Raw genomic sequence first — 26,034 nt, 5'->3', positions numbered from 1 at the left:
TTCTAAAATATTGCTTACTTTGGTGTATTGTTTTGATAAAATCAAAGATAGGCAATTAGAATATAACGTGAAGTTCAATGCAAATGACTATTTTTATAGAGAACAGTTAGTAAGGTCAAATTTTCATTAAAAGTGTTGTTTATGAGAAAAACAGTTTGGGTTCTTTTTTACCTTTTTACGATCACCCAGGCACTTGCACAATCAAAAAAATACAACATTCATACGATTGCGTTTTATAATTTTGAAAATCTTTTTGACACCATAAACGATCCTGATACTTTTGATGAAGAATGGACTCCCAAAGGATTGCAGCGTTGGACCTATGATAAATACCAAAAAAAACTTACTAACCTTGCTCGTGTCTTAGCCGAAATTGGTTCTGCCGAAAACCCCGATGCGCCTACTTTTATTGGAGGTTGCGAAATAGAGAATAGGGGCGTACTGGAAGATCTAGTCAAGCAACCGAAACTTATTGAGAAAGAATACGGAATCATTCACTTTGATTCGCCTGATAAAAGAGGCATTGATGTGGCGCTTTTGTATCAAAAAAAGAAATTCCAACCCACCAGTTACAGCAATATCCCCTTATACATTTACAAAAAAGCAAGTGGCACAACTGAAATTGAAAAGACCAATACCGAAGAAAAAACAGATGATGAATTACAAGTAAGTACAAAAAATTATCGGGTATATACGCGAGATCAATTGCTTGTAACTGGATTTCTGGAGGGTGAGGAAATTAATATTATAGTTAATCATTGGCCATCACGGTCTGGTGGCGAAAAAAAATCAAGCCCGTTTCGAGAAGCAGCCGGAACCTTAAACAAAAAAATAATCGATTCTCTACAACGTATAAATCCACAGGCAAAAATTATAACACTAGGCGATTTAAACGATGGCGCATACAATAAAAGTGTCAAAGTGGCTCTTGGCGCCAAAGCCAAAAAAGCAGATGTACCTAAGCTTGGAATCTACAATCCATTCGAGGATATGGCCAAAAAAGGTTTTGGAACCATTGCCTTTCGTGATGCTTGGGATATTTTTGACCAGATCATGGTTTCTGAAACCTTGATACAACCTGATTATTCCAGTTATCGGTTGTGGAAAGCCGGAATTTACAACAAGTCTTTTTTGATACAAACAACCGGACAATATAAAGGCTATCCGCTTCGACATTCAAACACCGAAATCGGATTCAGCGATCATTTCCCAGTTTATATTTATTTGATTAAGGAAAAATGATACACAGCCACTTAGGTTTCATGCTGTTGAGAAAATTAGTATGGCTTATAATTTAAAATCTTAGTACCTTAGTGCCTTAGTAACTTTGAACTCATAAAAATGGCAATAGCACAACCGTTTAACCTCAATAAATGGATCGACGAAAACCGTCATTTACTCCAACCACCAGTTGGGAACAAAAATTTATATCAAGAATCTGGAGACTACATTGTAATGCTTGTTGCAGGGCCAAATGCCCGTAAAGACTACCATTATAACGAAACAGAAGAATTATTTTATCAGTTAGAAGGCTCCATAAAAATTGTTATTCAAGAAGAGGGTGTCCGCAAGGAAATGGAACTCCACGCGGGCGATATGTATTTGCATCCTGCCAATGTTCCTCACTCTCCAGTGCGTTCAGCGGGTTCAATAGGTTTAGTAATCGAACGCAAACGAGTTGGGAAAGGATTTACGGACGGACTTTTATGGCACTGCGACAACTGCAACCACAAACTGTACGAAGTAAAATTTGAGCTAAAAGATATCGAAAAAGATTTCTTGCCGCATTTTAAACATTTCTATAACTCAATTGCCTTGAGAACTTGTGATTCTTGTGGCACAATCATGGAGGCCGACCCAAAATTTGTATCTAAAGACTAATTTTCATTGGGAGCTATTCCCGTCATTCGCTGTATCTTTTATTCCTGCAAAAACAGTCATAAAAGGATGCCGCTACTACCGGGGCTAAAAATTAAAATTCGTAAACTAGTTTATTTTGTTTTCAGTTTAGATCGCCAATGTAATTTTTCTAGACAAACGAAAGAGGAATACAAGTAAATTTTAAATAAATTTTAGGGACATAAATACGCAAATTTGAAGCGACACTAGGTTGTATTTCAAGTCAAATCAATATATTTGTGAAAAAATATAACAATTTTTAATAGAAAAGTTACAATGATAACAATAGCAGATCAATTCGGAATGAAAGAAGCATTGGCGCAGTTAGGCGTTCAATCCATAAACGAGGGAACATCAACAGGGATAAATAATTTTTCTAACGGAGCAATTTTAGAAAGTTATTCGCCAGTTGATGGTCAACGTATTGCTTCAGTAAAAACAACTACTGCAGCAGATTACGAGAAAGTAATGCAAACAGCAACCGAAGCTTTTAAAACATTCAAGACAATGCCAGCGCCACAACGTGGGGAAATTGTGCGCCAGTTCGGAGAAAAATTGCGTAAAAATAAAGAAGCACTCGGTAAATTAGTTTCCTATGAAATGGGAAAATCATTGCAAGAAGGCTATGGCGAAGTACAAGAAATGATCGATATCTGTGATTTTGCAGTGGGTCTTTCTCGTCAATTACATGGATTGACTATGCACTCTGAGCGTCCAGGTCACCGTATGTATGAGCAATACCACCCAATGGGAGTTGTTGGAATCATCTCAGCGTTTAATTTTCCAGTAGCCGTTTGGGCTTGGAACACGGCTTTAGCATGGATTTGTGGTGATGTTTGTGTTTGGAAACCATCTGAAAAAACACCGTTGTGTGGGATTGCTTGTCAAAATATTATTGCCGAAGTAATCAGAGAAAATAATCTACCAGAAGGAATTTCATGTTTGATAAACGGAGATTATAAAGTAGGTGAAATGATGACCAATGATAGACGTGTACCGCTAATCTCGGCTACTGGTTCTACTCGCATGGGGAAAATCGTAGCGCAAGCGGTTGCAGGACGTCTTGGAAAATCATTATTAGAATTAGGAGGGAACAATGCCATTATTGTGACACCAGACGCTGATATCAAAATGACAGTTATAGGTGCTGTTTTTGGAGCAGTAGGAACAGCTGGACAACGTTGTACTTCGACACGTCGATTAATAATTCACGAAAGTATTTATGATACAGTAAAAGATGCAGTTGTTTCAGCCTACGGTCAGTTGCGCATTGGAAATCCTTTAGATGAAAACAACCATGTGGGACCACTTATTGATACTCATGCAGTTGAAATGTACAACAATGCCTTAACAAAAGTTGTTGCCGAAGGCGGAAAAATCTTAGTAGCAGGAGGCGTGCTTTCGGGCGAAGGTTACGAAAGTGGTTGTTACGTAAAACCAGCAATTGCTGAAGCTGAGAATACTTTTGAAATTGTACAGCACGAAACATTTGCGCCTGTTTTATATTTATTGAAATACTCAGGAACTGTAGAGAATGCCATTGCAATTCAAAACGGTGTGGCTCAAGGATTATCTTCTGCAATCATGACCAATAATTTGCGTGAGGCGGAATTATTCTTGTCGGTTGTAGGTTCTGATTGTGGAATCGCAAACGTAAATATTGGAACTTCAGGTGCCGAAATTGGAGGTGCTTTTGGAGGAGAAAAAGAAACAGGTGGCGGACGTGAGTCGGGATCTGATGCTTGGAAGGTATACATGCGTCGTCAAACCAATACCATCAATTACACCACAAGCTTGCCCTTAGCACAAGGAATTAAATTTGATTTGTAGATTAAATAGAACAAACTAAAAAAGGCAATTTGAATATTTCAAATTGCCTTTTTTGATTTATATAAATGAGTCACCTACAGGTTGAAAGAAGCACCAATATTAAATGTAAATTGGTTATTCAGTTTGTCAAAACCTATGGCATCAGTTTTATAACTAGCGATAGGAATACCAGCTTCAGTAAAAATTCCAAATCCTTCGGTAAAGAAATAGCGCAATCCTAAGTGTGCACCAAAATTTCTGAGACCCAAATTCAATCCAGGATAAATATCCATTTTTTCGTCGAGTTGAAATACATTTCCTAAGTTCGCATTGAATCTAACCTTCGCGTCAATACGATCATCAAATTCTGGTTTATTTCCTAAATCATCATTAGAAACCGATAACAAATAAGAAGTAGCAAACCCATATGACATGTTTTCTCCGAGTCCAAAATCAGCAGAAACCCGAATTCCAGATCCTCCTTCTTGAAAATTAGCGCCTACATCAAATTTAATATCTCCTTTTCCTTTAAAGGCTTGTGCATGCATCAAACCAACGGCCAATAATACTAGTACTGTAATACTCTTTTTCATATTTAAGTCTTTAAATGGTTGCAAAAATAGTTCAATAAAAACTAATTTCTTCCTTTTTCATCAAAATACAACTGAGTCAACGGTTCGCTTTGCCAGAATTCCTTAGTGTCAACATCCATAATTGTTAGTGGCCCTTTGAATGCGGCACCAGTATCTACATTCCAAACATTCGCTTTTTGAACGGGCGTATTCTCTCCTATTCGGGTAACAGGTGTGTGACCTATGTAAATTTCTTTGTATAAAGTAAAACGTTTGGGGTAGAAAATATTATCTGTTGCCATGGTTTTGTCTAATGCCAATGCCGTTTCCCACAAGGTTCTGTCCCAATAAAATAGTCCAGGGAAATATTCGTAATCAACACCATTCACATTGGTAAAACCAGCATGAACATACAAACGCCGTTGCTCGTCTAAATGATAGTTTTTTAAGGATTTCAAAAATTCAATATGTTTTTGTTTCGTTTCTACACTAACGAATTCGTAGGCCAAAACCGTCGCTTCGCCGCCGTGTTTGTACCACAACAGATTGTCTTTACTTTCATCAAGCCATTCCAATAATAGATCGTCGTGATTGCCACGAATGCAAATGCAGTTTTGTTTGGTTTTTAAATCAATTATAAAATCGAGTACTTGAGGCGATTGACTCCAGCCATCAACGTAATCTCCCAGAAAAATAAGCGTATCTTTGGTAGTAACTTTAGCTCTTTCTAATATTTGGTGCAAGGCTCTTAAACCGCCGTGTATGTCGCCTATGACGAGTGTTCTCATTTATGATTTTTATTTTATCAGTTTAAAACAACCCAATAAAAGAGGTTGTTTTTATATGCTAAAAATAAGTAAAAGAGTGGGACGTACAATTTTTTAGGTTATTTTTTTTAGATTAGAATTTATGGAGCATATTTTTTTAGTGACAAAGTGAAATATCACTGTTTTTAGTGATGGATTTATCAGTTTTTAAGATTAACTTTACAAAAAATTAAATCACTCAAAAATGCGTACACTTCTAGCGTTATCGATACTTTTAGTTCAATTGATTTGTCAGTTTTTACAAGAATTAATTGCAATGATTTAGTATCATAATAAATTCTTCACTGCACATCATACTTCATTTTTCTCAATATTCGTAAAGCTTCTTTAAAAGATAAGTATACGGGTGTGAAAGGTTTTAAAAGCACTTTGGCATCAATCAACTTTTGTTTGGCCTCTTGAAAACCGTTGAGGTAACATATCATAAAAGCGGAAGGTAAATTCTCTAAATCCTTGTGCTCCCGCTCGGACAATGAAATTCCTTTTTGCAGTTTGTTCAGCAAAGCAATATTGGAGTTATAAATGTGGAAAAGCATTTTTTTGTTGAATTCTGGCGGTTTAAACAATATTTCACGTTCAATTTTATAATACCCATTATCGTGAAAGTGGATGGTTTGTTTTTCTAACGGATAGTAGCTTGTTTTATCATTCAAACCTAATGGAACGTATTCGATAATGGTAAAAGTATCCTCATCGAAAATGATTTCAACTACATCCTGAGCCGAATAAAAAAGCTTAATTTGTTCGTTGATTAGTTCAATATCTACTCGGGATAAATAGGTTTTGTCACGCGACTTTTTGGCAATTCCTGCCCAGCAAATCACAAATAATTCTTTGAAAACTTTGTATTTAGGCCCCATATCTTTGTGGCGGAAATTCATGAAATCAATCACGCCATCGAGGGTATATTCAATGCTATTTCGCGAGTTATTTTCAATGCCAATTACGGTTTCTGTATTTTGGTAATTTTTATCTATTTCACCTTCCAGTGGCATCGTGTTGCTGCCTCGTCTTGTAAAAATACTATTAGCAGGAATGGTGTGAATTCCTTTTTTAAAATAGGACGTATTGCTCTTTGGCTTGATGGTAACCAGCCCTACAACTTTATCTTTAGATAAATTTGGGAAAGGGACATTTTCATACTGAATTTCGGGAGGATTTTCTAGATAAGCATTCACTAAATTCTGAATCCTACTATCATCAAAAAAATCATCGCCTACGATAGTATTGTCTTGATCTTCAACACCTACGACGATGTAAGAATTGTTAGTAGGATTGGAATTAGAAAGTGCACAAATGTGTTTTAAAAACTTAGCTTTTCCCTCACGAGAGTGTAAGTTCAACTGTCGCTTTTTATCATAAAAACTACTTTCATCATTATGAGCGAGCAGGTTTTTAATAAGAAGGCGCTTGTTGATCATACAATTAGATTTTTAGATTTATTAGACAGTTGGATTTTTAGATTATCTATCTTGTCTAAAAATCTAACGATCTAAAAATCAATTTTAAATATCTCTTTTCAAAATCGTTGCAGCAGCTTGTGCAGTTGGCAATACTATCAAATCAGCAATATTTACGTGATACGGTCTAGAAACTACAAAATGAATAATATCAGCGATATCTTCAGCGTGCAAAGGCTCAAACCCTTTGTAAACGTTAGCTGCTCTTTCGGTATCGCCCTTAAAACGCACCTCGCTAAATTCAGTTTCTACAGCTCCAGGATGTATGGCTCCCACACGAATTCCATACGGATTCAAGTCCATTCGCATCGCCTGATTCAGGGCGTCAACAGCATGTTTTGAGGCGCAATAAACGTTTCCATTTGGATATACTTCTTTACCTGCGATAGAGCCAATGTTAATGATATGACCTGATTTTCGTTCAATCATTTGCGGAATTATAGCTTTAGAAACATACAAAAGTCCTTTGACATTGATGTCAATCATAGCATCCCAATCGTCTAAATCACCATTTTGAATCGGGTCTAAACCGTGTGCATTTCCCGCATTATTGATCAAAACATCAATCGTAGAAAAGGCTTGTGGTAACGAGTTAATACTTTCGAAAACCGCTTTTTTGTCCCGAACATCAAAGGTTAAGGTGTGCACTTCTGTGAAAGCCGAAAGTTCTTTTTTGACCTCTTCCAAGCGGTCTTCACGTCGTCCGCAAAGAATAATTTTGTAGTTGTTTTGAGCTAATATTTGAGCTGTTGCTTTACCAATGCCGCTGGTAGCTCCAGTTACTAAGGCTGTTTTAATCATGTTTTTTTGTTTTAGATTCTAAAGGTGATCTGAACGCTTTGCTAGGCTACGTCATTGCCAATACTTTCGGTCCAAATAGCAAACCAATCTTCTTGGTCTAATTCTAATTCGACCGCTTTCATCAAGGATTGAATACGCGCTACATTTACCGTTCCTGCAATAGGAATCACCTGTGCAGGATGCTTTAAAATCCATGAAAGTAAAATAGAATCAGATCCTAGGTGGTATTTTGATACTAAAGTCGCAAGTAATTTTTTCATGCGTCGGGTTTGTGAATTGTCTTCTCTAAAAACGGAACCTAGCGGATTCCAGGACATTGGACGAATGCCATTGGTTTGCATATAATCAAAACTTCCATCAACCATCGGTTCAAAATGAGTGGCAGAAAATTGCACTTGATTAAATAATACGGTTGTTGTTTGACGAATTAATTCAGTTTGTGAGGTAGTAAAATTAGACAGCCCAAAATCAATAATTTTCCCGTCTGATTGCAGTTTTAAAACCGCTTCTGCAATTTCATCTGCACGCATTAATGGACTAGGTCTGTGGAGTAAAAAAACGTCTAAATAATCTGTTTGTAAATTTTTTAAGGAATTCTCAACAGACCAAATGATGTACTCTTTAGAATACTCGTAATGTTTAATACTGTTTTTACGGTTCTCGGTAACCATTTGGATACCACATTTGGATATGAATTGTAATTTTTCTCTAGCGATTTTGCTGGAAGAAAATGCTTTTCCAAAGTCAGCTTCTGTCGTGTAATCTCCGTAAATATCGGCATGATCAAAGGTGGTAATTTTATTCTCTAGACACACATTAATCATGTTTTCCATTTCTTTGGTATTGAGATTTTTATCCCAAACTCCCCAATTCATGACACCCGCTACAATGGGAGATAAATTTGTTTTACTCATGGTTTTTATTTGTTATTCAAATTCGTATTTATGTTGTTTCAGTGTATATTATTCAAAGTTCTTAAAAATATAAAAATTGTATCACAATTAGTCCTTAAAATTACCTATTTTATTGAAGTTTTAACCATTTTTTAACATCTTACTTCTAAAAAAAAATTCAATTTGCACCATCAAAAAGTAGGCATTCAATACAAGGTTTTAAAAACGACACAATGGAAGAAAATACAACGACTTTAGACATTAGAGCAATCAACGAAAAAATTGAAAGAGAGAGTGCATTTATAGATCTTCTCACCATGGAAATGAACAAAGTTATTGTGGGTCAAAAGCACATGGTAGAGCGTTTATTAATTGGACTTTTAGGTCAAGGACACATTTTGCTTGAGGGAGTTCCTGGATTAGCAAAAACCTTAGCCATTAATACGCTGTCGCAAGCCGTTCATGGATCGTTCAGTAGAATACAATTTACTCCGGATTTATTGCCTGCTGATGTTGTAGGGACAATGATTTATAACATCAAGTCTAATGAATTTTCGATTAAAAAAGGACCTATTTTTGCTAATTTCGTCCTTGCAGATGAGATCAACCGTGCGCCTGCTAAGGTGCAATCAGCCTTACTGGAGGCCATGCAGGAAAAGCAAGTTACCATTGGCGACACTACTTTTAAATTAGACCGACCATTTTTAGTTTTAGCTACGCAAAACCCAATAGAACAAGAAGGAACCTACCAATTACCAGAAGCGCAAGTCGATCGTTTCATGTTGAAAACGGTCATTGATTACCCAAAAATGGAAGACGAACGTATGGTTATTCGTCAAAATTTAAAAGGAAGCTATGAAAAAGTAAATCCAGTCGTTTCGGTTGAACAAATTTTGCGCGCGCAAGAAGCAGTTCGTGAGGTGTATATGGATGAAAAAATAGAGAAATACATACTAGATATTATTTTTGCAACGCGTTATCCAGAGAAATATAAATTAGCTGATTTGAAACCGTTAATTAGTTTTGGTGCCTCGCCACGTGGAAGTATTAATTTGGCGAATGCTGCAAAATGCTACGCTTTTATCAAACGACGTGGGTATGTAATTCCAGAAGATGTTCGTGCGGTGGTTCATGATGTCTTGCGTCACAGAATAGGGGTTACTTATGAAGCCGAAGCCGAAAATATTACTTCTGTAGATATCATCAACAAAATCGTAAACGAAGTAGAAGTACCCTAAAAGTGAATAGTAATAAGTGAATAGTAATTAGCCTTGGTTGGTTACTATTCACTATTCACTATTCACTAATTACTAAAGAAATGGATACAAAAGAACTCTTAAAAAAAGTACGAAAAATAGAAATTAAAACCCGAAGATTGAGCGATCACATCTTTTCGGGAGAGTATCATACGTCTTTCAAAGGGCGCGGGATGACCTTCAGTGAAGTGCGTCAATACCAATACGGAGATGATATTCGTGCGATTGATTGGAATGTAACTGCACGTTATAACGAAGCGCACGTAAAGGTTTTTGAGGAAGAACGCGAATTGACCATGATGCTTATGGTTGATATCTCAGGTTCAGAAAGTTTTGGTTCAAAAAATCAGTTCAAGAAGGATATTGTTACGGAAATTGCTGCTACGATGGCTTTTTCGGCAACTCAAAACAATGATAAAATAGGTTTGATTTTGTTTTCGGATGAAATCGAATTGTATATTCCACCAAAAAAAGGAAGATCTCATGTATTGCGAATCATTCGAGAATTGATAGAATTTCAACCTAAAAGCCGTAAAACTGATATTGCGCAAGCCTTGAAATTTTTATCGGGAACTCAAAAAAAGAAAGCAATTGTATTTGTGATTTCTGATTTCATGTCGGAAGATTACGAGCAAACGTTGAAAATTGCATCAAAAAAACACGACATCACCGGCATACGCGTTTACGATATTCGCGAAGAAAAAATGCCAGATTTAGGTATGGTTTCTATGCTTGATGCCGAAACGGGAGCTGTCGAATTGATCAATACCAGTGCGAAAGCAGTGCGAATGAATTATGAAAAACAGTACCACGATAAAGTAAATTATTTTAAAGAGACATTCAGCAAGTCAGGTTCAGGTGTTGTAAACACAAGAGTCGATGAAAGTTATGTGACGAAATTGCTGAGTTACTTTAAATCGAGATAGATCCCCTCCAAGCCTCCCCAAAGGGGAGGAGATGAAAGAGGATTATAATTTTCACGATTCGGCTCCCTCTCCTTTGGAGAGGGTTGGGGAGAGGAAAAAATATTTAATATAAAAATGAAAATTAGACTTTACCTACTATTATTACTGCTTTCTACGGCTGTTTTTGCACAACAAAAACAAGTGGTTACTAGTATTGATACCACTAAAAATAAAATTGGCGCAGAATTTAAATTGTCTATAAAAACTACTGTTGATACTTCGGCTAGAGTGATTTTTCCGAAATTGAAAAACGTTGGCGCTCTAGAGGTAATTCAGTCGTATCCTATTGATACCGTTAAAATGGATGGTCGTTATGAATTGATCAAAAAATATGGGTTGACCCAATTTGATTCTGGTCGCTATGTGGTTCCTAGTATTAAGATTTTCATCAACAGCAAGCCTTTTTTGACAGATTCGCTTTTGGTAGAAGTAGCAAATGTTCAAGTAGACACGCTGAAACAAAAAATGTTCGATATTAAGGACATAGCACCAGCAGATAATTCTATTGGTGATTGGTGGAAATACGTGCTAATTGTTGCACTGATTTTAGGAATTGGAGTTTTCATTTATTGGTTTATTAAAAAACGTCAAGAGAAAAAATTACATCAAGAAATTTATAAAACTCCAATAGAGAAAGCCACCAGCTTGCTAGATACTTTAGAGAAAAAAGAATTGTGGCAAAAAGGTGAAGTCAAAGCCTATTATAGCGAACTTACGGATATTGCAAGAAATTATATTGAAGAAGCGATAGAAATTCCAGCAATGGAAAGTACTACTTCAGAACTGATTCAAGGATTGAGAACCGCATCGGTAAAGAAAAAAATGACGCTTTCTCAGGAAATTATTGAAAATTTGGAGCGTGTTTTGAAACAGGCCGATTTAGTGAAATTTGCCAAGTCAAAACCATTGGATTTTGAAATCACTGACGATCGCAATAAAATTCAAAAAGTAATCTTAACATTAGATAATTCGATTCCAGTTGAAGTGCCAGACGAAGAAGACATGTTACTAAATGAGGCACAAAGACAAAAGCAAATCCAAATAGTATTGCGTAAACAAAGGAATAAACGCCTTGTAACAGCAGTGGTTTCAATAGTTTTTTTATTGGTCGCCACCACACTATTTTTTGTGGTAACCAAAGGGTTTAATTATGTAAAAGATAATGTTTTGGGTCATCCTACCAAAGAATTATTAGAAGGCGAATGGATCAAAAGTGATTACGGAAATCCCGGAATTGTAATTGAAACTCCAAAAGTATTGAAGCGAGTAGATCTAACAAAAACACTCCCAAAAGATGGAATGGCTTTGATTAAAGAAATGCAGTCTTTTGCTTATGGAAGTGTCTTAGATCCTTTTTATCTAATGGTATCTACATTAAAGTTTAAGCAGCAAACACAGATTGATTTGAAAAAATCAATGGATGGTGTGTTGCAATCTATGGAAGTGCAAGGCGCTCAAAATATGATTGTAAAACAAGAAGAGTTTGAAACCAAAGAGGGTGTAAAAGGCGTTAAAGCGTATGGGACTTTTTCACAAATAAATGCACTTACTAAATCAAGTACCAAGTTGTACTATGAAGCATTGTTGTTCAGTCAAGAAGGCGGATTACAACAAATTTTATTGTTACACGAAGAAGGAGATACGTACGCAAATCAAATATCAGAGCGCGTTTTGAATAGTGTCGAATTAAAACAAGCAACTAAATAATGGAAAAAATAACTTTTTTGAACCCAGAGTTTTTTTGGCTGTTTCTTCTGATTCCAGTTGCAATTGTATGGTTGATGCAAAAAAAGAACCACCAATCAGCAACTTTAAAAATAAGTTCGTTACAAGGATTTAAAGGAACTAATTCCTATTTGACAAAGCTAAAACCGATGTTGAATGGACTAAGAATTCTAGCCTTATGCTCACTTATTGTGGCTATGGCACGGCCAAGAACCGTAGATGTGAGCAATAAAACGAAAACGACAAAAGGAATTGATATTGTTATGGCGATTGACGTTTCTGGAAGTATGCTTGCCAAGGATTTGAAACCAAACCGAATGGAAGCACTGAAAAGAGTGGCTGCTGATTTTGTGGGTGAAAGACCTAATGACAGGATTGGTTTGGTGGTGTATGCCTCCGAAGCGTATACAAAAACTCCAGTAACCAGCGATAAAGCTGTAATTCTAGATGCGATCCGAAGTATAAAATACGACAATGTGTTACAAGATGGTACAGGAATCGGGATGGGATTGGCAACCGCGGTAAATAGATTAAAAGACAGTCAAGCAAAAAGTAAGGTCATTATTTTGTTGACGGATGGGGTAAATAATGCCGGATTTATAGAGCCAGAAACGGCCTCGGATATCGCGAAGCAGTACGGAATAAAAGTATACACGGTAGGAATTGGAACAAACGGCATGGCTATGTTTCCGTATGCGATTGCTCCAAATGGGCAGTTTTTATTCCAAATGATGAAGGTTGAAATCGATGAGCAGTTGATGAAAAACATCGCTAGAAAGACCGACGGAAAATATTTTAGAGCAACAAGCAACAGCAAATTGGCTGAGATTTATGCTTCAATCAATAAACTAGAAACTACTGAAATCGAAGAATTAAAATTCTATGATTACGATGAAAAATTTAGACCATTTATTTGGTTTGCCGGTTTTTTATTGTTGTTAGAATTAGCATTGCGAAATACAGTTTTTAAAAGTTTTATATAAAATCCCCACCCCAGCCCTCCCCGAAGGGAAGGGAGTTGAAACTGGAATTAGAATGACCAAGTTTAGAATTTTAACTTAGAGTAAAAATCTAAGATCAAAGTTCATAAATCTAAAATTAAAAATGGAATTAGACGAAAAAAAATATTTATACCTTCTTTGTATACTGCCATTATTGGTATTGCTATTCTCATACAATTTGTATTGGAAAAGAAAAAAGCAACGCGAGTTTGGCGACTTAGAAATGGTAAAAAAACTGAGTCCAGAAAGCTCTGTTTTTAAACCCGTTTTAAAATTAGGAGTATTGCTTTTGGCGTTGACGGGGTTAATTCTAGCTTTGGTAAATCCAAAAATTGGTACCAAAATGGAGACGGTGAAACGTGAAGGAATAGATATTGTTTTTGCAGTAGATGTTTCTAAAAGCATGTTGGCCGAAGATGTGGCACCGAATCGTTTGGACAAAAGCAAGCAAATTGTTTCGCAAATCATCAATCAATTAGGAAGCGATCGAATAGGAATTGTAGCCTATGCCGGCAACGCGTTCCCAGTATTGCCAATTACAACCGATTATAACGTAGCCAAAATGTTTTTGCAAAGCATGAATACAGACATGGTTTCCTCTGTTGGAACTTCCCTGAATGAGGCAATCAAATTGTCATCAACGTATTATGATGATAAAAAAACCAGTAAGTTGCTCATTATGATTTCTGATGGTGAAGACCATAGCGAGGGCGCACAGGAAGCTGCAGAAGAAGCGAATAAATTGGGAATTAAAATAATTACCATTGGCGTAGGAACAGAAAAAGGAGGCACAATCCCTTTAAAAAAGAATGGTGTTGTCGAAGGTTTTAAAAAAGACAACAATAATGAAGTGGTGATTACCAAGTTGAATCAAGAAAGTTTACAAACCATTGCAAAGGCCACAAAAGGCGGTTATGTAAACGGAAATAACACTAAAGAAGTAGTAGAATATATCAAGAATGCACTGAATAACATTCAAAAAACCGAATTTGAAGCAACAGAAATGGCCGATTTTCAATCGCAATTTCAGTGGTTTTTGGGTTTTGCTTTTGTTTTCTTATTTCTAGATATTTTCCTTCTGGAAAGAAAAACAAGCTGGGTTAATAAATTGAATTTATTTAACGAGAATAAAAAAACATAATGATAAAAATATATTTAGCCTCGTCGCCCTTTCCTTTGGAGAAGGTCGGGGTGAGGAAAAACATAATTTTACACTTGCTATTAATCATTTCTTTTGTTGCAAACGCACAACAGAAAGATAGAATATTGCCTAAAGCGAACGCGGAATATGCTGAAAATAAATTTGTAGAGGCCGAGGCTAATTATAGGATTTCGGATTCAAAATTTCCAAATAAAGCAACAGCACCTTTCAATTTAGGAAATACTATTTACAAGCAAAAACAATCTTCCGAAGCGAAATTTGCATATGCTAAATCCTTGAAAAATTCAAAAACTCGGCCGCAAAAACACAGGGCATTTCATAACCTTGGTAATGTTTTTATGAATGAAAAGGATTATACACAAGCAGTTGAAGCCTATAAAAACGCTTTACGTAACGATCCTAGCGATGAAGAAACGCGATATAATTATGCTTTGGCCAAAAAAATGCTAAAAGAAAATCCGCCAAAAGACGATAAGAAAAAAGACGACAAAAAGAGTGACAAGGATAAGAAAGAAGATAAAAAGGACGATAAGAAAGACGGCGAAAAAGACAATAAGGATAAAGAGAATAAAGACGATAAGGGCGATAAAGATAAGCCAAACAAAGATCCAAAACCCAATGAAAACGGGGAGCCAAAACCAGCTCCTGGTGGGATTTCTAAAGAGCGTTTAGAAAACTTATTGGATGCTGTAAACAAAGAGGAAAAGAAGGTGCAGGATAAGGTAAATGCCAAGAAAGTAAAGGGAAAACCAGTTAAAACTGAGAAAGATTGGTAATTCAATTAGACAATTTGAAAATGAAAAGATGTATTGCAGTATGCTTTGTTTTGATTTGCAATTTACTCAACGCTCAAGTTCAGTTTGAAGCTAGAGTGAGCAAAACTACTTTAGGTCTAAACGAGAGACTTCGGATAGATTTTATGATGAATGTAGATGGTGATAACTTTGTTCCGCCCTCATTTGCAGGTTTTCGTGTTATAGCTGGACCCAGCCAACAGGTCAGTCAGTCGTGGATCAATGGAAAAAGCTCTTTTGAAAAGGCCTATTCGTACTATCTTGTGCCCAATCAAAAAGGGACATTTGTATTGAAGGGTGCTGCTATTGAGTTTAATGGAGCTACCTATAAAACTGCGCCAGTAAAAATAACAGTTACTGAAGCCACTGAGGAACCAAGAGATCCAAACAATTCTGAAATAAATACTGATGAAAACCTGTATCTGGTAGCTGATGTTTCAAAGGGTAATCCCTACATCAACGAACCAATTACAGTCGTTTATAAATTGTATTTTGGTAACATTGGAATTTCAAACCTTGGAGAATCAAGTAAGCCTAAGTACAATGATTTTTGGAGCCAAAATATCGAGATCAAACAACCTGTGGCCGAAGAAGGAATGTTTAAGGGCCAGAATTTCAGGTTTATTGTACTGAAAAAAGTAGTGCTGTATCCGCAAAAATCAGGAAAGCTCAAAATTGAGCCATTGACATTATCGGTAGATGTGCAGTTGCCCACAAACCGTCGGGATATGTTTGGTCGAATGGTGCTTACTGAAACAACAAAGAAAGTTTCGGCTGGAGCCAAAACCATAAACGTTAAACCATTGCCAGAGGTTGGTAAACCAGAAGATTTTTCGGGTGCGGTAGGAAGTTTTGATTTTAAAGTTACTCCATCTAAAACGACTTTAAAGCACGATGAAAGTTTAGATTTAGTGGTCAGTGTAAGCGGAAAAGGAAATTTAAAACTATTTAGTTTACCCAAACCCGTAGTGCCAAATGCTTTAGAAATGTATGAAGCAGTTCATAGCGAACAAGTAAACACGCCACTTTCTGGAATGGCTGGAAAAATAGCAGACAGTTACACGATTGTACCACAATACAAGGGCATTTACCCTATAAAACCAATCAAATTCACGTATTTTGATTTGGATACAAAAAGCTATAAAACATTAAGTTCGCCAGAGATATTGATTAATGTTATCGATGGTCCTTCGCCTACAGATGCTACGGTAGCTTCTTCTAATAAAAATAAAGTAGATAAAGTAGAACAATTTAAATCCATAAATGTAAAGAGCAAGCTTCTGTCCATGGATACTAAAGATTTCTTTGAGTCTAATGTTTTCTTCGGATTGTTCTTTTTTCCGTTTTTGATGTTGCCTTTGATTGTGTTGTTCAAAAAGAAAAAAGAAGCTATTGATGGCGATGTGACTGGAAATAGAATCCGAATGAATAACAAATTGGCCAAGAAATATTTATCAGAAGCCAAGAAGCAAATTAATAACAAAGAACTATTTTACATTGCGCTGGAGAAAGCGATGCATAATTTCTTGAAAGCGAAGTTGCATATTGAAACTTCAGAAATGAGTAAGGATAATATTCAAGAATTATTATTGTCAAGAAATGCAAATCCAGATGCGGTAAATGATTTCATTGCGCTTACAGAGAACTGTGAAATAGCTCGATATGCACCAGCATCAAGTGTTACAATTCAACACGATTTTGACAAAGCAGTTGCGATTATTTCAAATTTAGAAAAACAGATTTCTTAACTACAAAGTGCACAAAGAAGGCACAGAGTACACTAGTTTTTTAAAATAAATGACTGAAAACGAAATATCAAAAATTGTATTCGAAAGTGCTTTAAAAGTGCACAAGGTTCTAGGTCCTGGATTATTGGAGAGTGCCTACGAAGAATGCTTATTTTATGAACTTAAAAAAAGTAATTTAAAAGTAGAAAAACAGAAAGCGCTTCCTTTGATTTATGAAGAGGTAAAACTAGATGTAGTTTACAGAATTGATATGATTATTGAAAATAAATTTATAATTGAGGTAAAATCTGTAGAAGCTTTGACCGATGTTCATTTGGCTCAATTACTAACATATTTGAGATTGTCGGATTGCACAGATTAGGATTGCTAATTAATTTTAATGTAAAATTGCTAAAAGAAGGAGTAAGACGAGTTATAAATGGAGTACTATAAATAGTGATCTTTGCGACTTCCTTGTGGCCTTCGTGTTTAAATTTTTATGAAAAACATTCTATACATACTATTACTTTCAACCCAAATTTTCTTTGCCCAAAACGGCTTTGAAAAGGGAAATGCGTATTACCAAAAAGGAAATTATAAGGAAGCAGTTGCGGCTTATGAAACTGTTTTGAAACAAAATAAACATTCTTCAGAATTGTATTTTAATTTAGGGAATGCGTATTATAAATTGAATAAGGTAGCGCCTTCTATCTATAATTATGAAAAAGCATTGGTTTTAAATCCAAATAATAAGGATGCCATAAACAACTTGAAATTTGCTCAAAAGCGAACGATCGATGAAATTAAAGTAATCCCAAAAGTTGGTTTTGCAAAGCTGGTTCGCGATTTTACGGGAGTATATCATTACAACACATGGGCTTGGATTTCGGTTGGATTAACTGTTGGTTTCTTGCTTTTTTTTATTGGATACTATTTTTCACAAGTTACAGTATCAAAAAGAATTTTCTTTTTTGGGATGTTTGTGTTTTTTATTTTGATTTTCATCAGTATGCTCGCTGCATTTTTTGAAAAGAGCTATTTTGATAATGAACGACCCGCTATTATTTTTGCTGAAAAGTCCGATGTTAAAAGCGAACCAAGAAATGGCGATAAGCCTATTTTTGTTCTCCATGAAGGAACAAAAGTATTCGTGTTTGAAACAATAGGACGATGGAAAAAAATACAACTTACAGATGGAACCGAAGGCTGGATTGATAGCAGCGCGATTAGGGAAGTGAAGTAGTTGTAACTCTCTACATAAATTTTGTGAATTTATATTTGCAGAACTTTACTTTTTACTTTTTTGTAGTTCTTTGCTCCAATCTATTTTTCAATCAAAAGTTTATTAATTACACTTTCAATATTGTAGAAGGCGACTTTTTTATCGCTTTCAAAAATACCATTATATCGTATGCGACCATCTTTTAAAATGATCAAGTGAGGAAAGCTATTAATTTTTAAACTATCTTCAATCTGTTTGGCAGATGTTGCATAGATTTTCGGGAAAGTGTATCCAAGATTATTTAATATTTTGGTTGTTTTAGTGAAATCATCTTGCTTTAAAGGAACATTAACAGCATATATAACCACATTAGGATTGTTTTTATATTTTAGATAAGTGTACTCTAAATCAGGGAATTTAGTAAAACAAATGGCACACGAGGTCGTCCAGAAATCAAGCACAATTATTTTGTCTTTCTTAAAATTTACAATTTTATTGTCTCCATCAGTAAAATGTATTACTGGATATCGACTATTCACTTCGGCATTTTGATTTTCAACCAAAATCAATATATTTGGGAATAACACGTATCCTACAACTCCGAAAAGTACTATCGCTAAAAATATAATTCCTTTATTTTTAAATTTAAAATAAGTATAAGCCAAAACACTACTAATTGGTAAAAATACCAAGTATAATATTGTTCGGGAATATTGATTGTAAATAAAAAAAAGCATGAGGAAAATAAGCATCATTGGCGATATCAGAATAAGAACCAACTTCAAAGCTTCATTTAAGGTATTTGTCTGAAATATTTTGATGCATATAAAAAAGCTTGTCGTTAAAAATAGCAATAACATCAAGGAATGGTTGCCATAGGTTATTGTGCCAAATAAGACATAACTTGCAATTAAACATAATGCTGTTATTATGTTTTTTTTATATGATTTCATAAAATAATAATTCTTGTTTAGTCTCTTAGATTAATTTCAAATTAATAATTAAGTAGTGCGTAATTAATAAATTATAATTAAATCTTTAAAATTTTAAAAGTTAAATTTAATAGCAAAATTACATTTTTTTACTATTAAATTTAACTTTTAAGGTTTGCCTAAAGTCTTTTCTTTTGATGTAGACCTATTTATAAAACTGGGCCAACCCTTCTTTCGCATGAAAATGCCCATAAAAACCCGCACCCTGATGTCGTAGATGTGCAGTTTGCAGTAGATCCACCAGCATAAGAATCACAAGTCCAGTTACAATTACAAGCTCTTGTTACTGTTGTTTTATTTATTTCAGCGCCAATTTCGTTAGCTTTATAATCATAATTCATTGAATACAAATCTGTAATTATTTCTTTAGGGGCTATTGTATTTCCTTTAAATTTACCTTCATATCTGTAATCATTTAATTCGGTAAACATTTTGTAAAAGTCTTCAGCAGGAATACTTTTCGCTAAACTCACAGCTGTTTCACTCATGATTTTAGGGTCAACTTGTTTTTTATTTAATTCTACAATTAATTTTTTAATAAGATTTTTAATGTCTGCAGGTAATTCTTGACTTAAAAGTTGGTTTAATTTCTCATTCCACAATTCAATTTTACCTTTTTTGTCTAATAAGTTGAAATCATTTTTAACAGAGGAATAATCTTTGTTTTTTAGAAACGACTCTCTTAAATTAGCATTAATAGTAGATTCCTGCGAATCACTTTCTTTGGTACATCCAAAGAAGATACCTGCGAATAATGTTAGCACTAATAACATTAGTACGGAAATTTTGATTTTTTTCATAAAAGTAATAATTAATTTGTTAAATTTTTTTTGTCAAAATTATCTTAATTTAATATTGATTCTCATGAGTAAATAGGGTATTTTTACCCTATATTTAAATATTTCAAATTAGTTTTTTACATTCGTGCATAAAAATATGATATATGAATATCAACGTAGGTAACAAACTCAAACAATTGCGTAAGAGCAAAAGTATGTCTCAGGAACAAGTGGCAGATTATTTACATCTATCGCAATCTGCCTATGCTAGAATGGAAAGCGGCGAAAGCCATTCGTGGGCTAGTCATATTGATAAAATATGTGAAGTTTTTGAGATAACTCCTGAGGAATTGGTTAAAACTGAAAAAGTTATTATTGGAAATATTGGCACTAATAATGGAGTTGGTTATGCAGAAGTTGTAAACCAACTTTCTGAAAAGCTAATTGAACAATACGAAGAAAGGATAAAAGAGTTAAAACAAGTCATCTTTGATCTAAAGGGTAAATAAAATAGATTTCCCTCGAATTTTAGTATTAAAGTTTGAGACTTAAACTGCAACTGAACTCTACCACTTGATTACTTTTTCTTCAAATCGTCATACCAGCTTTCAATAGATGGGTATAAATATCCCGTTATTTTCTGGATGGGACTATAAAATAGAGAATTGTCCAGGGTTTCTTTCTTGGCTAAAAAATTATGGTAGTTTATTTTTTCAAAAACCTTAAAAACAATTCCGATAATTAAGATGGTTTTGAGTACTCTAAAGAAACCACCTCCAAGTGAATTTAACCAACCTAAAAAGGCAAAATCAGCTATTCCTGTCAAAAATTTACCCAAAATCGATACGGCAATCACTACAACCATAAAGGTCAAAACAAAGGCTACTACTTGTATGGTATTGGGATTCCACTTTACGAAACCAGCTAAAAACTCTTTCATAAAATAAGAAAATTTCACGGCCGCATAAATTCCAAGTAATAAAGAAACCAATGACGCTAACTCTACAAAAAGGCCATTTTTGATGCCTTTAAACAGCGCAATTGCGAGAAGTACACCCAAAATAATATCTAAAAATCCCATGATAATTCATTAAAAAATAGAAACGCAAATATAAATGAATTGTTCTGTACCATTGCCAATTTTCAAGTTCTTATCTTTGCCCAATATAATTGTAAACGTTATGAATTAATATTTCATAACTCATAATTCATAATTCAAAAAAATGTCAAGAGACACACAACTTAAAGAACGCTGGGAACAGCTTGTTAATATACTTTCCAATCAATTTTCGCAAGGTGAAGATTTAGATTTAGACGCCATTATTTACTTAATTGGGGTTCAAGAACTTGGAAAAGTACACCAAGAATTTAAGAAAGACGAAAAACTCAATTTGATGCATATTGCCATTTGCCGTTTATTAGAGCCTTATGGATTTTATGAATTCGAGTTTTTTGATGAGGAAGGATGGCCACATTATAAAGTTAAGGAGGAACTGCCACCATTAAAAGCAGGGGAACAATCCGTTTTAATGAAGGAAGCTATTGTAAATTATTTTGTTGAAAGAGAACTTATACAATAGAAATCACTAAAAAGCAGCTTATAAATGGCTTTTTTGGGACTATTCACTATTAAATAATCACTAAAAAAAGCTAAATTTGCACTCTCAATTACGGAAGGAAAATGATAGATAAGATAAAAGAATATATTGGCGAAGCACAAGCTTTTTCTACGCAGAACGCAGCAGAATTAGAAACATTCCGAATTAAATTTTTAGGAAGTAAAGGACTTTTAAAGGAGCTTTTCGCTGAATTTAAAAATGTTCCCAATGACCAAAAAAAGGAATTTGGACAAGTAATCAATTTACTTAAAACTTCTGCCGAAGAAAAAGTAAAAACCATTCAGGATGCTTTAGAAAGTAAAGAAGAAATAAAAGGTTTTTATGGTGATCTAACTCGTTCCGCTGAGCCTATAACTATTGGTTCTCGTCACCCTATTTCATTGGTCAAAAACCAAATTATAGATATTTTTTCAAACATTGGTTTCAACGTTTCTGAAGGACCAGAAATCGAAGATGACTGGCATAATTTCACTGCATTAAACTTACCGGAATACCATCCGGCGCGTGATATGCAAGATACTTTTTTCATTCAAACAAATCCTGATATTTTGTTACGTACGCATACATCATCTGTACAAGTGCGTTACATGGAAAATAATAAGCCGCCTATTCGTACGATTTCTCCGGGTAGAGTATTTCGTAACGAAGCTGTTTCGTCCCGTTCACACTGTATTTTTCACCAAGTAGAAGGGTTGTATATTGATAAAGACGTTTCTTTTGCCGACTTAAAACAAACGCTTTTATATTTTACCAAAGAGATGTTTGGGAAGTCAAAAATCCGTTTGCGTCCATCCTATTTTCCTTTTACGGAACCAAGTGCTGAGGTTGATATTTATTGGGGTCTAAAAACAGAAACCGATTACAGAATTACCAAAGGAACTGGTTGGTTAGAAATCATGGGTTGCGGAATGGTAGATCCAAATGTTTTGAAAAACTGTGGTATCAATCCTGATGAATACAATGGTTTTGCGTTTGGAATGGGAATCGAAAGAATTGCCATGTTGCTATATCAAATTGGCGATATCCGTATGTTTTACGAAAATGATGTTCGTTTCTTAGAGCAATTCAAAGCAAGTATATAATTTAATAGTACTTAGTGACTAGTACTTAGATTCTTGGTATTAATGACTAAGGACTTTAAGCTAGGGACTAAAAACTCAATTTATGAAAAAAGACATTATCATCCCCGAAGTAGAAAACGTATTTTTTGCGGCAGTCCAGCAATGGAGTGACGATTTCATGGAAAAAGTTTGGTATGCCTATTTAGTAAACGATAGTGATTTTCTAATAGAAAGTGTCATGGTAGTTTCTAAAGCTTTTGGAACTATTGATGGCGAAATGAAAAAAACATCATTGTTGCGTCATGCTTTTGTCGAAGTCCCAGCTGTTTCAGTAGTGAAAATTGAAATGATCGAAAAAAGTGTTTTGGCACTCAATAACGAATTTATGCTCACGTTTTTCATGGATGGGAAATTATACGATAAAAAATTCATTTTCAAAGCCAATTCCATCAATGAAACAGAGGTAGAAGAAGTGCCTATATTATTTGTCGATGGTGTTATCGTTAGGTAAGTCAGTACTATTTTCTCTTATTAATTTCTTCTTCCAACTAAAATAACTGACCACAAATATTCCGGCCAGAACGAATGATGCGGTACGGATTGTGTTTTTTTCAGATAAATACACCTCTTGAAAAGTCATGCTGTATAAATCAAAAGCAGCAGTTATAAAAGAAACTAGTAGTCCCCAAATCAACCCGTATTTAAGTTGATATTTCCATCTTTCGCTCATAATTAAAAATTTAAAGGTTTTGTTTTTGTTTGGATTTCCAGGTAAAATAGCCTAAAAAAAATATTCCTACTAAGATATAAGCGATGGCTTTAAAATAAAAAGCAGGAGTGGCAACTTGCGCTGAAAATGGAGTTTCCTTGATGTCAAACAGTACATTGAAAACCGTCATAAACACGCCCCAAATCCCACCCATTTTAATCTGGTATTTCCATCTTTCGCTCATGAAGTTTCTTCTGTTTGATTGTAAAATCTGTCGTTGGATTAATCGAGTTTATCTGTCAATTTTTTAAACACGGCTTTCGCATCTTGGCCTTCGTATAAAATGCTGTGCACCGCATCAATAATTGGTGTTTTGGCACCATAGGCTTGATTAAGTTTGTAAGCACTTTTTGCCGCATAATATCCTTCAGCAACCATACTCATTTCCATCATTGCTGATTTCACGGTGTAGCCTTTACCAATCATATTCCCAAACATTCTATTGCGGGAAAATACCGAATAACCAGTAACCAATAAATCGCCTAAGTAAGCAGAGTCATTAATGTTACGTTTCATTTTGTGGACTTTCTTGATGAATTTTTTCATCTCGCGAATGCCATTACTCATCAATACCGATTGGAAATTGTCGCCATACCCTAGACCATGTGCTATACCTGCAGCAATTGCATAAATATTTTTTAGCATGGCAGCATACTCAGTTCCTATAATATCATCAGTGATTTTAGTTTTAATGTAATTTCCAGATAAATTTTTAGCTACAGTTTTAGCTTTGTCGGGATCACCACACGCAATAGTAAGATAAGAAAGACGCTCCATGGCAACTTCTTCAGCGTGGCAAGGACCCGTAATTACACCAATGTTGTAATACGGAATATCATATTTCACATGAAAATGCTCCCCTACAATTAAGCTTGTTTCAGGAACAATTCCTTTAATGGCTGAAAAAATAATTTTGTTTTCTAAGGAAACAGTCAGTTTTTCTAATTCGGCACCCACAAAAGCAGAAGGAATAGCGAAAATAATATAATCAGCGTAGGCTACGGCTTCGTTGATATCGCTCGTTAGTTTGAGTTTTTTAACGTCAAATTCAACGGAACTCAAATAATTTGGATTGTGTTTTTCTGTTTTAATATGTTCTATTGCAGCCTCATTGCGCATGTACCAGGAAATTTCGCTAAGATTTACACACAACATTTTTGCTATAGCAGTCGCCCAACTTCCACCACCTATTACTGCGAATTTTATATTGTCAGCCATTTTTTATTGAATTTAATCAAAAGTACTTAAAAAAGTACTGTTTATGCAAATAAAAGTAACATCCTAAAATTCATTTTGTAACAGAGTTTTTTTGTTTTATAATTAAAAAAATAATAATTTAATATTTTTTAATTTGCAACGCAATAAAAACACATGCGACTCGTTATTTTTAATGATTTTGTATCAATTTAACAAATTAATGCGAATTGAGTTAGTTAGTTATATTTTAGAATTTAAAAGGCGCTCCCACAAAATGAGAACGCCTTTTTATTTGACTTGAATTAACCCAGAAATAATTATGCTGATTAATAGCTCATTTCCACAATTGCTTTTACTTTTTCTAAAGTGATATTTTGTTTTTCTCCCAATCCTAACCAGCCTCTTTCTTCGAAACGATTTACAATAAAATTAGCTGTTTTATCAAAATCTTTGGTATAATCAGATAATTTAGTGTCCATTCCCATGGTATGGAAAAACGCAACGGTTTTGTTGATGGCTTCGTTTGCGATTTCGTCCTCAGTTCCAGTTAAATCGAAAATACGTTTTCCGTATTGTGCCAATTTTCCTTTTTTAGTTTCAAACATCACTCGGTATAAATTTGGACCCACAACTGCCAATGTTCTGGCATGATCTATTCCGTACAAGGCTGTCAATTCATGACCAATCATATGTGTAGCCCAATCTGATGGAACTCCTTTTTGGATTAATCCGTTCAGCGCCATCGTACAACTCCACATAAAATTAGAAGCTAGTGCATAATCTTTAGGATTTTCGACTACTTCAGGACCTACTTGGATTAAAGTTTGTAGAATTCCTTCGGCAATGCGATCTTGTAAAAAACCTTCATGTGGATAGGTTAAATATTGCTCTAAAACATGAGTGTAAGCATCTACGACACCATTTTGCAATTGTCTTTTTGGTAAAGATTCAATTACTGTTGGATCACAAATGGAAAATTTTGGAAACAATGCGCTACCACCAAAAGCCAATTTTTCCTGCGTAGCTTGAATAGTTACTACAGCTCCAGAATTCATCTCGCTGCCAGTTGCAGGTAAAGTTAATATTGTTCCAAAAGGAATTACTTTAGACAAATCTTTAATCAATAATCTCTTTTGAAGAATTTCCATTGGATTCCCTTCAAAATGTACAGCTGCTGAAATGAATTTCACGCCATCAATTACAGAACCTCCACCAACGGCAAGGATAAAATCTATTTTTTGTTCCTTGATAACGGCAACGGCTTTCATCAATGTCTCAAAATGCGGATTTGGTTCAATTCCCCCAAATTCTACGATTTCAATCCCGAAGTCTCGGGACTTTAATGCTTTAATAACTTGCTCGTGAATCCCATTTTTGAAAATGCTTCCACCGCCATACGCCAAAAGGATTTTTGCTCCTTTTGGTACTAACGTCGATAATTTTTCAATTTGTCCTTTTCCAAAAACTAAATTGGTAGGATTGTATAATTCGAAATTTAGCATCT

27 protein-coding genes and 1 pseudogene are annotated in these 26,034 nt (G+C 34.8%); 16 read left to right on the top strand and 12 right to left on the bottom strand.

The genetic code is table 11. The features are described from left to right. Nucleotides 1-141: 141 nt before the first annotated feature. The 3 genes from ACNQGB_RS02850 to amaB all read left to right on the top strand — a co-directional run bounded on the left by ACNQGB_RS02850 (nt 142) and on the right by amaB (nt 3,729). Nucleotides 142-1,242 carry an endonuclease/exonuclease/phosphatase family protein gene (locus tag ACNQGB_RS02850; protein ID WP_472777058.1) on the top strand — a complete coding sequence of 367 codons (1,101 nt, stop codon included), beginning with the start codon at nt 142-144 and terminating at the stop codon, nt 1,240-1,242. 99 nt (nt 1,243-1,341) lie between these two features. Then, complete coding sequence (locus ACNQGB_RS02845) at nt 1,342-1,881, top strand: 3-hydroxyanthranilate 3,4-dioxygenase (RefSeq protein WP_309760409.1); 540 nt, start codon at nt 1,342-1,344, stop codon at nt 1,879-1,881. A gap of 294 nt (nt 1,882-2,175) precedes the next feature. Then, nucleotides 2,176-3,729, top strand: a complete 1,554-nt coding sequence (gene amaB / locus ACNQGB_RS02840) for an L-piperidine-6-carboxylate dehydrogenase (protein WP_417945735.1) — start codon at nt 2,176-2,178, stop codon at nt 3,727-3,729. Between the two features lie 74 nt (nt 3,730-3,803). Here amaB and ACNQGB_RS02835 read toward each other — a convergent pair whose 3' ends face one another. From ACNQGB_RS02835 to ACNQGB_RS02815, 5 genes are all read right to left on the bottom strand, one after another. Then, nucleotides 3,804-4,301 carry a DUF6646 family protein gene (locus ACNQGB_RS02835; RefSeq protein WP_417945737.1) on the bottom strand — a complete coding sequence of 166 codons (498 nt, stop codon included), beginning with the start codon at nt 4,299-4,301 and terminating at the stop codon, nt 3,804-3,806. A 41-nt stretch (nt 4,302-4,342) separates the two neighbouring features. Next, nucleotides 4,343-5,068, bottom strand: a complete 726-nt coding sequence (locus ACNQGB_RS02830) for a metallophosphoesterase family protein (protein WP_417945738.1) — start codon at nt 5,066-5,068, stop codon at nt 4,343-4,345. Nucleotides 5,069-5,388: 320 nt separating this feature from the next. Continuing rightward, the gene (locus tag ACNQGB_RS02825; protein ID WP_417945739.1) at nt 5,389-6,528 is read right to left on the bottom strand and encodes an ATP-binding protein; all 1,140 of its coding nucleotides are present in this window, start codon (nt 6,526-6,528) and stop codon (nt 5,389-5,391) included. A gap of 84 nt (nt 6,529-6,612) precedes the next feature. Further along, on the bottom strand, nt 6,613-7,368 hold the full coding sequence (locus ACNQGB_RS02820; RefSeq protein ID WP_417945741.1) for an SDR family NAD(P)-dependent oxidoreductase: 756 nt from the start codon (nt 7,366-7,368) through the stop codon (nt 6,613-6,615). A gap of 41 nt (nt 7,369-7,409) precedes the next feature. Further along, entirely contained in the window at nt 7,410-8,282 is an 873-nt protein-coding gene (locus ACNQGB_RS02815) for an aldo/keto reductase (protein WP_417945743.1), read from the bottom strand. A 212-nt stretch (nt 8,283-8,494) separates the two neighbouring features. On the opposite strand from ACNQGB_RS02815, the gene ACNQGB_RS02810 reads away from it, so the two are divergent. From ACNQGB_RS02810 to ACNQGB_RS02770, 9 genes and pseudogenes are all read left to right on the top strand, one after another. Continuing rightward, the gene (locus tag ACNQGB_RS02810) at nt 8,495-9,499 is read left to right on the top strand and encodes an AAA family ATPase (RefSeq protein WP_417945744.1); all 1,005 of its coding nucleotides are present in this window, start codon (nt 8,495-8,497) and stop codon (nt 9,497-9,499) included. Between the two features lie 80 nt (nt 9,500-9,579). Beyond that, nucleotides 9,580-10,443, top strand: coding sequence for a DUF58 domain-containing protein (locus tag ACNQGB_RS02805; protein WP_417945746.1), 864 nt, complete (start codon nt 9,580-9,582; stop codon nt 10,441-10,443). A 114-nt stretch (nt 10,444-10,557) separates the two neighbouring features. After that, nucleotides 10,558-12,189 carry a hypothetical protein gene (locus ACNQGB_RS02800; protein WP_417945748.1) on the top strand — a complete coding sequence of 544 codons (1,632 nt, stop codon included), beginning with the start codon at nt 10,558-10,560 and terminating at the stop codon, nt 12,187-12,189. Continuing rightward, a complete protein-coding gene (locus ACNQGB_RS02795) occupies nt 12,189-13,190 on the top strand; it encodes a vWA domain-containing protein (protein ID WP_417945749.1) in 1,002 nt (333 codons plus the stop codon). Before ACNQGB_RS02800 ends, ACNQGB_RS02795 begins: the two co-directional genes overlap by 1 nt. A 121-nt stretch (nt 13,191-13,311) precedes the next feature. Then, complete coding sequence (locus ACNQGB_RS02790; protein ID WP_417945751.1) at nt 13,312-14,349, top strand: VWA domain-containing protein; 1,038 nt, start codon at nt 13,312-13,314, stop codon at nt 14,347-14,349. Next, nucleotides 14,349-15,146: a tetratricopeptide repeat protein gene (locus tag ACNQGB_RS02785; protein ID WP_417945753.1), complete on the top strand. Its 798-nt coding sequence runs from the start codon at nt 14,349-14,351 to the stop codon at nt 15,144-15,146. The genes ACNQGB_RS02790 and ACNQGB_RS02785 overlap by 1 nt, the downstream gene beginning before the upstream one ends. 20 nt (nt 15,147-15,166) lie before the next feature. After that, complete coding sequence (locus ACNQGB_RS02780) at nt 15,167-16,912, top strand: BatD family protein (RefSeq protein ID WP_417945754.1); 1,746 nt, start codon at nt 15,167-15,169, stop codon at nt 16,910-16,912. 49 nt (nt 16,913-16,961) lie between these two features. Continuing rightward, nucleotides 16,962-17,344 (top strand): annotated as a pseudogene (locus ACNQGB_RS02775) (GxxExxY protein). Nucleotides 17,345-17,390: 46 nt separating this feature from the next. Then, nucleotides 17,391-18,134, top strand: coding sequence for a tetratricopeptide repeat protein (locus tag ACNQGB_RS02770; RefSeq protein WP_417945756.1), 744 nt, complete (start codon nt 17,391-17,393; stop codon nt 18,132-18,134). An 80-nt stretch (nt 18,135-18,214) separates the two neighbouring features. Here ACNQGB_RS02770 and ACNQGB_RS02765 read toward each other — a convergent pair whose 3' ends face one another. Together ACNQGB_RS02765 and ACNQGB_RS02760 are read right to left on the bottom strand one after the other, a co-directional pair. Then, nucleotides 18,215-19,066 carry a TlpA family protein disulfide reductase gene (locus tag ACNQGB_RS02765; protein ID WP_417945757.1) on the bottom strand — a complete coding sequence of 284 codons (852 nt, stop codon included), beginning with the start codon at nt 19,064-19,066 and terminating at the stop codon, nt 18,215-18,217. Nucleotides 19,067-19,254: 188 nt separating this feature from the next. Next, on the bottom strand, nt 19,255-19,905 hold the full coding sequence (locus ACNQGB_RS02760) for a bacteriocin fulvocin C-related protein (protein ID WP_417945759.1): 651 nt from the start codon (nt 19,903-19,905) through the stop codon (nt 19,255-19,257). Nucleotides 19,906-20,048: 143 nt separating this feature from the next. On the opposite strand from ACNQGB_RS02760, the gene ACNQGB_RS02755 reads away from it, so the two are divergent. After that, nucleotides 20,049-20,393 carry a helix-turn-helix domain-containing protein gene (locus tag ACNQGB_RS02755; protein ID WP_417945761.1) on the top strand — a complete coding sequence of 115 codons (345 nt, stop codon included), beginning with the start codon at nt 20,049-20,051 and terminating at the stop codon, nt 20,391-20,393. 68 nt (nt 20,394-20,461) lie between these two features. Here ACNQGB_RS02755 and ACNQGB_RS02750 read toward each other — a convergent pair whose 3' ends face one another. Beyond that, complete coding sequence (locus ACNQGB_RS02750) at nt 20,462-20,965, bottom strand: CvpA family protein (protein WP_417945763.1); 504 nt, start codon at nt 20,963-20,965, stop codon at nt 20,462-20,464. A gap of 142 nt (nt 20,966-21,107) precedes the next feature. Here ACNQGB_RS02750 and ACNQGB_RS02745 point away from each other — a divergent pair, with 142 nt between their 5' ends. The 3 genes from ACNQGB_RS02745 to ACNQGB_RS02735 all read left to right on the top strand — a co-directional run bounded on the left by ACNQGB_RS02745 (nt 21,108) and on the right by ACNQGB_RS02735 (nt 23,075). Beyond that, a complete protein-coding gene (locus ACNQGB_RS02745; RefSeq protein ID WP_309757296.1) occupies nt 21,108-21,464 on the top strand; it encodes a hypothetical protein in 357 nt (118 codons plus the stop codon). Between the two features lie 101 nt (nt 21,465-21,565). Then, a complete protein-coding gene (pheS, locus tag ACNQGB_RS02740) occupies nt 21,566-22,585 on the top strand; it encodes a phenylalanine--tRNA ligase subunit alpha (protein WP_417945765.1) in 1,020 nt (339 codons plus the stop codon). An 82-nt stretch (nt 22,586-22,667) separates the two neighbouring features. Beyond that, nucleotides 22,668-23,075 (top strand): hypothetical protein, encoded by a 408-nt coding sequence (locus ACNQGB_RS02735; protein WP_417945767.1) that lies wholly within the window; start codon nt 22,668-22,670, stop codon nt 23,073-23,075. Here the strand turns inward: ACNQGB_RS02735 and ACNQGB_RS02730 are convergent. The 4 genes from ACNQGB_RS02730 to ACNQGB_RS02715 form a co-directional block, all read right to left on the bottom strand. Continuing rightward, on the bottom strand, nt 23,046-23,294 hold the full coding sequence (locus ACNQGB_RS02730) for a hypothetical protein (protein WP_417945768.1): 249 nt from the start codon (nt 23,292-23,294) through the stop codon (nt 23,046-23,048). The two genes, ACNQGB_RS02735 and ACNQGB_RS02730, sit on opposite strands and share 30 nt — an antisense overlap. 10 nt (nt 23,295-23,304) lie before the next feature. Then, nucleotides 23,305-23,517: a hypothetical protein gene (locus tag ACNQGB_RS02725; RefSeq protein ID WP_417945770.1), complete on the bottom strand. Its 213-nt coding sequence runs from the start codon at nt 23,515-23,517 to the stop codon at nt 23,305-23,307. Nucleotides 23,518-23,555: 38 nt separating this feature from the next. After that, complete coding sequence (locus ACNQGB_RS02720; protein ID WP_309757305.1) at nt 23,556-24,551, bottom strand: NAD(P)H-dependent glycerol-3-phosphate dehydrogenase; 996 nt, start codon at nt 24,549-24,551, stop codon at nt 23,556-23,558. Nucleotides 24,552-24,856: 305 nt separating this feature from the next. Next, nucleotides 24,857-26,032 carry an iron-containing alcohol dehydrogenase gene (locus ACNQGB_RS02715; RefSeq protein ID WP_417945771.1) on the bottom strand — a complete coding sequence of 392 codons (1,176 nt, stop codon included), beginning with the start codon at nt 26,030-26,032 and terminating at the stop codon, nt 24,857-24,859. Between the last annotated feature and the right edge of the window lie 2 nt (nt 26,033-26,034).

The organism is Flavobacterium frigidum, from assembly GCF_048286795.2.
The sequence above is the reverse complement of the archived record's forward strand: the minus strand, read 5'-3'. Positions and strand labels throughout refer to the sequence as shown.

Excerpts from the sequence above, each read along its gene's own strand:
- ACNQGB_RS02850 (WP_472777058.1), top strand. The coding sequence starts at position 142 with ATGAGAAAAACAGTTTGGGTTCTTTTTTACCTTTTTACGATCACCCAG.
- ACNQGB_RS02845 (WP_309760409.1), top strand. The coding sequence starts at position 1,342 with ATGGCAATAGCACAACCGTTTAACCTCAATAAATGGATCGACGAAAAC.
- amaB (WP_417945735.1), top strand. The coding sequence starts at position 2,176 with ATGATAACAATAGCAGATCAATTCGGAATGAAAGAAGCATTGGCGCAG.
- ACNQGB_RS02835 (WP_417945737.1), bottom strand. The coding sequence starts at position 4,301 with ATGAAAAAGAGTATTACAGTACTAGTATTATTGGCCGTTGGTTTGATG.
- ACNQGB_RS02830 (WP_417945738.1), bottom strand. The coding sequence starts at position 5,068 with ATGAGAACACTCGTCATAGGCGACATACACGGCGGTTTAAGAGCCTTG.
- ACNQGB_RS02825 (WP_417945739.1), bottom strand. The coding sequence starts at position 6,528 with ATGATCAACAAGCGCCTTCTTATTAAAAACCTGCTCGCTCATAATGAT.
- ACNQGB_RS02820 (WP_417945741.1), bottom strand. The coding sequence starts at position 7,368 with ATGATTAAAACAGCCTTAGTAACTGGAGCTACCAGCGGCATTGGTAAA.
- ACNQGB_RS02815 (WP_417945743.1), bottom strand. The coding sequence starts at position 8,282 with ATGAGTAAAACAAATTTATCTCCCATTGTAGCGGGTGTCATGAATTGG.
- ACNQGB_RS02810 (WP_417945744.1), top strand. The coding sequence starts at position 8,495 with ATGGAAGAAAATACAACGACTTTAGACATTAGAGCAATCAACGAAAAA.
- ACNQGB_RS02805 (WP_417945746.1), top strand. The coding sequence starts at position 9,580 with ATGGATACAAAAGAACTCTTAAAAAAAGTACGAAAAATAGAAATTAAA.
- ACNQGB_RS02800 (WP_417945748.1), top strand. The coding sequence starts at position 10,558 with ATGAAAATTAGACTTTACCTACTATTATTACTGCTTTCTACGGCTGTT.
- ACNQGB_RS02795 (WP_417945749.1), top strand. The coding sequence starts at position 12,189 with ATGGAAAAAATAACTTTTTTGAACCCAGAGTTTTTTTGGCTGTTTCTT.
- ACNQGB_RS02790 (WP_417945751.1), top strand. The coding sequence starts at position 13,312 with ATGGAATTAGACGAAAAAAAATATTTATACCTTCTTTGTATACTGCCA.
- ACNQGB_RS02785 (WP_417945753.1), top strand. The coding sequence starts at position 14,349 with ATGATAAAAATATATTTAGCCTCGTCGCCCTTTCCTTTGGAGAAGGTC.
- ACNQGB_RS02780 (WP_417945754.1), top strand. The coding sequence starts at position 15,167 with ATGAAAAGATGTATTGCAGTATGCTTTGTTTTGATTTGCAATTTACTC.
- ACNQGB_RS02770 (WP_417945756.1), top strand. The coding sequence starts at position 17,391 with ATGAAAAACATTCTATACATACTATTACTTTCAACCCAAATTTTCTTT.
- ACNQGB_RS02765 (WP_417945757.1), bottom strand. The coding sequence starts at position 19,066 with ATGAAATCATATAAAAAAAACATAATAACAGCATTATGTTTAATTGCA.
- ACNQGB_RS02760 (WP_417945759.1), bottom strand. The coding sequence starts at position 19,905 with ATGAAAAAAATCAAAATTTCCGTACTAATGTTATTAGTGCTAACATTA.
- ACNQGB_RS02755 (WP_417945761.1), top strand. The coding sequence starts at position 20,049 with ATGAATATCAACGTAGGTAACAAACTCAAACAATTGCGTAAGAGCAAA.
- ACNQGB_RS02750 (WP_417945763.1), bottom strand. The coding sequence starts at position 20,965 with ATGGGATTTTTAGATATTATTTTGGGTGTACTTCTCGCAATTGCGCTG.
- ACNQGB_RS02745 (WP_309757296.1), top strand. The coding sequence starts at position 21,108 with ATGTCAAGAGACACACAACTTAAAGAACGCTGGGAACAGCTTGTTAAT.
- pheS (WP_417945765.1), top strand. The coding sequence starts at position 21,566 with ATGATAGATAAGATAAAAGAATATATTGGCGAAGCACAAGCTTTTTCT.
- ACNQGB_RS02735 (WP_417945767.1), top strand. The coding sequence starts at position 22,668 with ATGAAAAAAGACATTATCATCCCCGAAGTAGAAAACGTATTTTTTGCG.
- ACNQGB_RS02730 (WP_417945768.1), bottom strand. The coding sequence starts at position 23,294 with ATGAGCGAAAGATGGAAATATCAACTTAAATACGGGTTGATTTGGGGA.
- ACNQGB_RS02725 (WP_417945770.1), bottom strand. The coding sequence starts at position 23,517 with ATGAGCGAAAGATGGAAATACCAGATTAAAATGGGTGGGATTTGGGGC.
- ACNQGB_RS02720 (WP_309757305.1), bottom strand. The coding sequence starts at position 24,551 with ATGGCTGACAATATAAAATTCGCAGTAATAGGTGGTGGAAGTTGGGCG.
- ACNQGB_RS02715 (WP_417945771.1), bottom strand. The coding sequence starts at position 26,032 with ATGCTAAATTTCGAATTATACAATCCTACCAATTTAGTTTTTGGAAAA.